This window comes from Humidesulfovibrio sp. (assembly GCF_035560995.1).
GTDB lineage: Bacteria > Desulfobacterota > Desulfovibrionia > Desulfovibrionales > Desulfovibrionaceae > Humidesulfovibrio.
In genome coordinates this window covers 1-7,835 of record NZ_DATMYK010000048.1, presented here as the reverse complement: position 1 = coordinate 7,835, position 7,835 = coordinate 1, and the positions used below count along the sequence as shown (strand labels likewise).

Below are 7,835 nucleotides of genomic sequence, written 5' to 3'. Positions count from 1 at the left end.
GGGCAGCGCGGCATCCGCGTCAGCTACGAGAACGAATCGCGCTCCGGCCCGGGGCGCATGCTGGTCTAACAACAACGCCAAGGAGGCTCCCATGTCCGCGTCCGACACGTCCCGCCGCGATTTTCTGAAGACCCTGGGCCTGGGTGCCGCAGTGGGTGCAGCGGCCGTCGCCGCCGCGCCGGTTTTGGCCGCCACGGCCCAGGCCGCGCCCGCCGCGCCCTCTGCCGCCGTCATGCCCAAGCGCATGCTGGGCAAGACCGGCGTGGAGGTGCCCATCCTCTGCCTGGGCGGCATGTTCGACACCATCAACAACCAGCTTTTGCTGCGCCAGGCCCTGAACTGGGGCGTCTCCTACTGGGACACCGCCGAGTACTACGGGCGCGGCCTGTCCGAGGAAGGCTTCGGCCGCTTCTTCGCCCGCAACCCGGACCGCCGCAAGGACGTGTTCCTGGTGACCAAGCTGACCCCCAAGGAAGGCAACTTTCCGGAGCGCTTCGAGAAATCTCTGGCGCGCCTGCAAACAAGCTATGTGGACCTGTTCTTCGTCCACGGCATCGACTCCATGAGCCAGCTGAAGCCCGAGTTCCGCGCCTTTGCCGCGGAGATGAAGAAGGCCGGCAAGATCAAGCACTTCGGTTTCAGCACGCACAGCAACATGGAGGATCTGATGCAGGCCGCCGCCAAGGAGGGCGGACCAGCCGCCAACCTCGACGTCATCATGGCCACCTACAACACCAGCGTGATGCACAAGCCCGCCATGCAGGCCGCCGTGGATGCCTGCGCCAAGGCGGGCATCGGTCTGGTGGCCATGAAGACCCAGGGCATGGGGCCGGCCACCGCGCCCACCGAGGCCGAGGCCAAGGTGGCCCAGCAGTTCCTCTCGCGCGGCTTCACCGACAAGCAGGCCCGGCTCAAGGCCGTGTGGGAGAACAAGACCTTCGCCAGCATCTGCTCGCAGATGCCCTCCATCAATATTCTCTCGGCCAACGTGGCCGCCGCGCGCGACCAGGTGAGCCTGTCCGCCGCCGAGCGCGCCGCCCTGGTCGAACTGGCCAGCGCAGAGGCCACAGGCTACTGCGGCGGCTGCGGCAGCATCTGCTCCCAGGCCTGCGACGGCCTGCCCGTGCAGCACGTCATGCGCAGTCTGATGTATCACAACGAGTACCAGGAGCCCGGCCTGGGCCGCGCCACCTTCGCCGAACTGCCCGAAGCCGTGCGCCAGCGCCTGGCCCAGGCGGACTTCGCCAAGGCCGAGGCCCGCTGCCCGCACAAGCTGGAGATAGCCAAGCTGGTGCGCGGGGCCGTGGAGACCCTGGCCTAGGACGAGAGCAGGGGCTCCGCTGGGGGCTCCGCCCCTTGACCCCGCCAGAGGGCACGAGGCCCTCTGGACTCCCTGTGGCGCGGGGTTTTGCTTCAGGCGCGAAAGCCGCCTGAAGCAAAAAACCGCGCGGAGGGTCCGGGCGGAACTCTCCGAGCCTGAGAAATCGCCTGCACCGACGCGGCACTGGAACCCGGAAGGCTCGGAAGAGCGGCGAAACCATCCTGCCCCTCCGTCAGCGCGAAGCCCCGGCGAGCTTTTGCTCGCCGGGGCTTCGCGCTGACCATGCGGGTCCAGGGGGTGCATACCCCCTGGAAAAATATTCTCTTCTCTGCTTCCCTTCTACTCCCCGTCCTTCGCGTTGGCCCCCATGCGCCGCAGGATCTTCTGCAGGCTCACGCGTTCTATGCCGCTGATGCGCGCGGCCTCCGAGATGTTGCCCCCGGACATTTCCAGCACCTGCTCCACGTAACGTTTGGTGAAGCTGTCCAGCACGTGGGCCTTGGCCTCCTTGTATGGAGCCAGCGGTTCGGCCTGGGGTTCGCCGTGCGCGTACCCGGGCAGGCCGCCCTCGGCCTGGCGCAGGTGGGCCATGTCCACCTGCGGGTTGGGGCAGAACACGGCCAGGCGGCGGATGAAGTTCTGCAGTTCGCGCACGTTGCCTGGCCAGGGGCGCTCGGTCAGGCAGGCCACGGTCTCCGGGCCGAGCACTTTTGGCGGCAGGCGCATCTCGGCGCAGGTTTGCGCCAGGAAGTGCGCGGCCAGAAGCGGGATGTCCTCCTTGCGTTCGCGCAGGGGCGGCGGGCTGATTGTCAGCACGTTCAGGCGGTAGAACAGGTCCTGGCGGAACAGGCCGCTGGCGATGCGGCCTTCGAGGTCCTGGTTGGTGGTGGCCAGAATGCGCACGTTGACCTTCACGTTGTCGCTGGAGCCCACGGGCCGCACCTCGTGCTCCTGCAGCACGCGCAGGAGCTTGGTCTGCACGGGCATGGGGATGTCGCCGATCTCGTCCAGCAGGATGCTGCCCTCGGAGGCGGCCACGAAGAGCCCGCGCCGGGATTTGTCCGCGCCGGTGAACGCGCCCTTCACGTGGCCGAACAGCTCTGATTCCAGCAGGTGTTCGGGTATGGCCGGGCAGTTCACGGTGATGAAGGGCCTGCTGGCGCGGGAGCTTAAGCGGTGGATGCTTGCGGCCACCAGCTCCTTGCCCGTGCCGGATTCGCCCCGCACGAGCACGGTGTAGTCCGAGGCGGCCACGGCGGCCATGGATTCCTTGAGCCTGCGCATGGCCGGCCCCTGGCCCACCAGGGTGCGCTCCAGCTCGGAGCGGCGCGCCAGCTCGCGCAGGGAGCGGTTTTCGCCCAGCAGGCGGTCGCGCTCCAGGCCCTTGGCCACGGCGCGGAACAGCTCGGCGCGTTCCACGGGCTTGGTGAGGAAGTCGTAGGCTCCGGCCTTGAGCGCGGCCACGGCCGTTTCCACGCTGCCGTGCCCGGTGAGCATGATGACGGTGAGGTTGGGGTCGGCCTCCAGGGCTTGGCGCAGCAGTTCCTGGCCGTCCAGGCCGGGCATGCGCAGGTCGGTGAACATGAGCCCCACGCCGCCCGCGGCGATGAGCGGCAAGGCCTCGGCCCCGCTGTGGGCAAGCTCCACCTCCACATCGGGGAAGCCTGCGGAAACCAGGCGCGCCAGTCCCTGGGCGAAGTCGGGTTCGTCGTCGACGAGCAGGATGCGTTGGGCCATGTCGTTCTCCTAGTCCTTGGGCCTGTCAACAGTGATGTCCGCCGTGATGTCCGCAGGCAGGAACACGCGGAACAGCGCGCCGCCGCCAGGGTTGTTCTCCACCTCGATGCTGCCGCCCAGGTCGCGCGCAAGGCTGTAGACGACGGCCAAGCCCAAGCCCGTGCCCTTGCCCACCTCCTTGGTGGTGAAGAAGGGATCGAACACGCGGTCCAGGTGCTCCGGGGCGATGCCGGGGCCGTTGTCGGCCACCAGCAGCTCCACCATTGCGGCAGGGCCGTCCGGCTCTTCCGGGTCGGCGGGCGGCAGCAGGCGCACCTGCACCTTGCCGCCTTCCGTTTTGGCGGCCACGGCATCCAGGGCGTTCATGACGAGGTTGGTCAGGATGTGTTCCAGGGCCTCGCTTCCGGCTGCCACCAGGGGCAGGCCGGGCGCTGCCTCCAGGCTCAGCTGGGTCTGGCTGTTTTTGCCGCGCGGGCGCAGCACCTCCAGGGTGGCGGCGGCCACGGCGGCCAGGTCGCTGGGGCCGGGCTCGGCGGGCCTCGGCCGGGCGAAGTCCAGCAGGTCGCGCACCACGCGCCGGGCCTGGTCCGTGTGGCGCATGATGATCTCAAGGTCGGCCTGGGCCTGGGGCTCCTGCTGCGAGGTCTGCAAGAGCTCCGCATAGCAGCGGATGACGCCGAGGGGGTTGTTGATCTCATGCGCGAGGCCCGCGGCCAGCTGGCCCACGGCCACGATGCGCTCGTTGCGGCGCATCTGGCCTTCCATGCGGCGTTCGGCGGTCACCTCGCGCAGGGAGGCCACGTTGCGCACGCCGCCTCCGGGCTGGGGGATGGGGTACAGGCTGGCCTCGAAGATGCGGTTGCCGCCGGGCAGGGCCAGCTCGAATTCCCCGTTGCCGCCGCTTCCGGTGGCGCGCTCCAGGTGCCCGCGCAGGCCGTCGAAGCCGTGCCCGCCGGGCACCGCGCTTGCGCCGCTGATCTGCGCGGCCAGCTCCCGCGCGGGGCTGTTGGCCAGAAGCACCGCGCCGCCGGTGTCCAGCAGCAGCAGCGGGTCGTCGATGCCCTCGAAGATGGACGAGAGCAGGTCGTTCTGGCGCAGCAGGCCGTCCAGGGCGTCCAGGTTCTCCATGGCGATGCCCAGCTGCTGGCCGATGGCCCGGGCCAGGTCGGCCAGGCGCACGCTCTTTTCCTGGCGCGAGTCCCAGAACAGGCACAAAAGTCCTCGGCTGGTGCCGGAGGTTTGCACCGGAATATACCAGGCGCGCGGGGTGAGGCGCGGCTCGCCCGCGGCCACAAGGTCGTGCCAGTCCTCGGGCAGGTCGCCGGGCGAGGTGGGGCTGGCCGTGCCTTCCGGCCAGGAGGCGTAGTCCGACGCGCCGAGCACGCAGGCGTAACCCGCGCGGCTGGCGCCGAAGCGTTTGGCAGTCAAGCCCAGGGCCGCGGCGAGCATCTGGTGCTTGTTTTGGCTCTCGTTCAGGCTGTTCAGAAGGGCCACGAACAGCGCCACGTCGGCGCGGCGGTCCTCGGCCAGGCGGGTGATGGCCCCTGTGCGCGCGGCCACGGTGTCCTCCAGGGTGGCGGCGTAGTCGCTCAAATCCTGGCGGGCCTGGCGCAGGTGCTGGGCAAAGGCCTCAAAGCCGTGCAGGATGTCCTCCAGCTCGTCCTCGCCCGTTGGCAGGGCCGCGGCCTCCTTGGCTTCCTCCGGGAACAGCCGGCGCATGACCCCGGTGACGCGGCGCAGGCTTTGCACCACCAGCCGGTGGAAAAAGCCCTGGATGACCAGGAACAGCACCAGGATGCCCACGGCGAACAAGACGGCGAAAGAGAAGGTGGCGTCGCGGATGCCGCCCACGTCGCGCTGGACCTTGAGCCGCACCAGGTCGATGCCCGCCAGCTGGCCCACCTCGCGGCCGAAGCCCCGCGTGGCCCCGTAGCGGTCGATGAGTTCGCGCGGGGCCTCGTCCGGGTCGCCGTGGCAGCGCAGGCAGGCTTCCTCGAAGCGCTGCGGCCGGGCTGTGATGAAGTGCTGCTCGCCGTTTATCTCCACGAACTGCTCCATGCGCACCAGGGTGGGCTCGGCCTCGAAGCGGGCGATGTAGGCCTGCTCGCGCTCGTCGGCCTCGTAGTCCGGGTTGCGCGCGCCCACGCCCACGCGGCGGTAGGTGAAGGCCTCGCGCGCCAGGTTCTGGTCGCTCAGCACGCCGCGCGTGATGTAGGAGGTGCTCATGGCCTCGAGCACGAACTGGTCCTCGGGCAGCAGGCGGTACATGGCGGGCCGGAGGGTGGCGCGCACATAGCCCTGCACGGCCTCCACCTGGGAGAGGATGAGCGCGGCCTTCTCCCGCGCCTCGGCCTCCATCAGGCGTTCCAGGTGCAGGTTCAGCGTCAGGGCGAAGAAACCGACCATGAGGGCCATGAGCAGGCCCTGGCCGGCCAGGAATTTGGTTTGCAGCGTGTGCGGCATGATGCGGCGCATGGTCTCGCTCCCGTGTTTCGTCCCCTGTACGTGTCCGGGCGGCCGCTGGCAACTGGCGGCTGCACCCCTGTAGCCGCAAGGTTACTGCCTGCTAACGCGAGTTGGCAGGCACGGCAGGGGGTATGCGCACTTTGTCAATCAAAAACAATATGATGCCGCATGCAACGCAAGGTGGCACCATCCTTGCTCACAGTTGGCAACCACAGGGCGACGCGGACGCAATCTCTGGCCGCATTTGCCTGACTACCCTGTCAACGGAGGAGTTTATGGAAGAAAAAAGCACTGTTGCGAAAATCGCGGCCATCGTGCCGGGCTTGGCCGTCATGGTGGGCACCTTGTACCTGCTGCGCACCTACGTGGAGCCCTGGATGAAGGATGCCGTGGTCTTCGGCCAGAAGGGCTGGCTCGTTCAGGTTCTGAGCCTGAACTACATCCTGTTGTCCATCATCGCGGGCATCATCTACCGAAACGTCTTCTTCGGCGGCAAGATTCCCGACTGGGCCGAGGCGGGCTTCCGCACCACGCGCCTGTTCATCAAGTCCGGCGTCATCATGCTGGGCAGCCTGTACACCCTGCAGAAGCTGGCCAAGGTGGGCAGCATCGCCATCCTGCTCATCTCCACCTTCGTGTTCGGCACCGTGTTCTTCGTCATCTGGTACGGCAAACGCATCGGCATGGACCGCTCCATGATCGGCGTCATGGGCGCCTCCTGCGGCGTGTGCGGCGTCTCCGCCGCGGTGGCCACGGCCCCCGGCGTCAACGCCAAGCCCTCCGAGGTCGCCCTGGCCATCGCCACCATCCTCGGCTTCGGCATCATGACCATGTTCATCAGCCCCTTCATCGGCAAAGCCCTGATGATGAGCGACTACCAGTTCGGCGCCTGGGTCGGCACCGGCATCCTGAACTCCGGCCAGGTGCTGGCCACCTGTCTGGCCTTCAACCCCACCTTCGCCCCGGGCACCGCGGTGGCCTACGGCGAGATCTGGAACGTCGTGCGCGTCATCAGCATCCCCTTCGTGGTGTTCATCATCACCACCTGGGCCTGCAAGGCCGAAGCCGCCGAGTCGTGCGAAACCGGCGCCAAGATGAGCCTGACCAAGGTCTTCAAGGACCGCTTCCCCATCTTCGTGCTGGGCTTCTTCGGCATGACCGCGCTGTCCTCCCTGGGCTGGCTGGGCGCCGAAGGCTCCAACACCCTGCACCTGATGCGCGACGTCATGAGCTGGATCTTCGGCATCGGCCTGGTGGGCCAGGGCGCGTACATCGACTTCCGCGAACTGAAGCGCGCCGGCGGCAAGCCCCTGCGCGTGGGCCTGGTCGCCGGTACCTTGAAGTACGTCGTGGCCCTCATCGTCATCATGCTCTTCGTGTCCAAGGACGCGAGCTTCTAGGAGGCACCCATGTCCGACAAAGCCAAAGGAAAAATGACCGTATTCAAGACCGACCGCCACGAAGACGCGGCGGCCATGGTTTTCGTCAGCCTCGTGGTCATCTTCGTCCTGACCTACATGGCCTACGTGGTGCCCACCATCACCATCAAGCCCAACCAGGACGGCAAGCTGGTGTCCATCGCCGTGCAGACCGACCAGGAAGTGAAGAAGGGCGACCTGCTCTACACCTTCGAGTACAAGGACAAGAAGTTCGTCAACGGACAGCTCGAAGAAAAGCTCGCCACCAAGGAAGTGAAGGCCTCCACCAACGGCAAGGTGCTCTCCGTCGGCGTGAAGGAAGGCGACGCCCTGAAAAAGGGCAAGACCGACATCCTGGTCATGGACCACGAAAAAGGCACCCTGCCCTGATGAACATACTGCTGGCCTTGGATGACTCGGCCCGGGCCATGGACGAGGCCGTGAGGCTCGCCTCCGAAAGGAAGGCGGGCCTCACCGCCCTCTTCGTGCTCGATACCGGCTGGAGCGTGTACATCGGGTCCGACTTCCTGCTGGGCAGCACCGCCCGCAGCAAGTTCCTGGAATACACCCGCGACGACGAGTACGCCCAGGAACGCGCCACCGTCGAAGCCTTCCAGGAGCGCGCCAAGAAGGCGGGACTCGACTGCACCATCAAGACCGCCACCGCCGGGCGCGTGCCCGAAGCCATCCTCGCCGAATTGGCCGAGGGAGGCTACGACACCCTGGTCATGAGCCAGCCCTTCCGGCGCGGACTCGAAGTCATGCGCGACGCCACAGCCCAAGTGCTGAAAAAAGCGCCCTGCGACGTGCTGTTCGTGAAACGGGAAGACTGAGCGGGGGGAGGGCGGTAATATTTGGCAAGGGGCGCCGCCCCTTGACCCCGCCAGGGGGTA

6 protein-coding genes are annotated in these 7,835 nt (G+C 67.4%); 4 read left to right on the top strand and 2 right to left on the bottom strand.

What is annotated here, in order from left to right; all coding sequences use genetic code 11:
* Positions 1 to 91 precede the first annotated feature (91 nt).
* Complete coding sequence (locus VN419_RS01650) at positions 92 to 1,321, top strand: aldo/keto reductase (RefSeq protein ID WP_325643758.1); 1,230 nt, start codon at positions 92 to 94, stop codon at positions 1,319 to 1,321.
* Between the two features lie 339 nt (positions 1,322 to 1,660).
* On the opposite strand, the gene VN419_RS01645 is transcribed toward VN419_RS01650, so the two are convergent.
* Together VN419_RS01645 and VN419_RS01640 are read right to left on the bottom strand one after the other, a co-directional pair.
* On the bottom strand, positions 1,661 to 3,058 hold the full coding sequence (locus VN419_RS01645) for a sigma-54 dependent transcriptional regulator (protein WP_325643756.1): 1,398 nt from the start codon (positions 3,056 to 3,058) through the stop codon (positions 1,661 to 1,663).
* Between the two features lie 9 nt (positions 3,059 to 3,067).
* The gene (locus tag VN419_RS01640; protein ID WP_325643754.1) at positions 3,068 to 5,533 is read right to left on the bottom strand and encodes a c-type heme family protein; all 2,466 of its coding nucleotides are present in this window, start codon (positions 5,531 to 5,533) and stop codon (positions 3,068 to 3,070) included.
* A 266-nt stretch (positions 5,534 to 5,799) separates the two neighbouring features.
* Here VN419_RS01640 and VN419_RS01635 point away from each other — a divergent pair, with 266 nt between their 5' ends.
* From VN419_RS01635 to VN419_RS01625, 3 genes are read left to right on the top strand one after another with little or no spacing between them, the layout of a single operon-like run.
* Positions 5,800 to 6,924, top strand: a complete 1,125-nt coding sequence (locus VN419_RS01635) for a YeiH family protein (RefSeq protein ID WP_325643752.1) — start codon at positions 5,800 to 5,802, stop codon at positions 6,922 to 6,924.
* A gap of 9 nt (positions 6,925 to 6,933) precedes the next feature.
* On the top strand, positions 6,934 to 7,332 hold the full coding sequence (locus tag VN419_RS01630; protein ID WP_325643750.1) for a biotin/lipoyl-binding protein: 399 nt from the start codon (positions 6,934 to 6,936) through the stop codon (positions 7,330 to 7,332).
* Entirely contained in the window at positions 7,332 to 7,775 is a 444-nt protein-coding gene (locus VN419_RS01625) for a universal stress protein (protein WP_325643748.1), read from the top strand. Before VN419_RS01630 ends, VN419_RS01625 begins: the two co-directional genes overlap by 1 nt.
* Positions 7,776 to 7,835: the final 60 nt, after the last annotated feature.

Bases quoted from the DNA above. Each gene is read 5' to 3' on its own strand.
- VN419_RS01650 (WP_325643758.1), top strand. From the start codon at position 92: ATGTCCGCGTCCGACACGTCCCGCCGCGATTTTCTGAAGACCCTGGGC.
- VN419_RS01645 (WP_325643756.1), bottom strand. From the start codon at position 3,058: ATGGCCCAACGCATCCTGCTCGTCGACGACGAACCCGACTTCGCCCAG.
- VN419_RS01640 (WP_325643754.1), bottom strand. From the start codon at position 5,533: ATGCGCCGCATCATGCCGCACACGCTGCAAACCAAATTCCTGGCCGGC.
- VN419_RS01635 (WP_325643752.1), top strand. From the start codon at position 5,800: ATGGAAGAAAAAAGCACTGTTGCGAAAATCGCGGCCATCGTGCCGGGC.
- VN419_RS01630 (WP_325643750.1), top strand. From the start codon at position 6,934: ATGTCCGACAAAGCCAAAGGAAAAATGACCGTATTCAAGACCGACCGC.
- VN419_RS01625 (WP_325643748.1), top strand. From the start codon at position 7,332: ATGAACATACTGCTGGCCTTGGATGACTCGGCCCGGGCCATGGACGAG.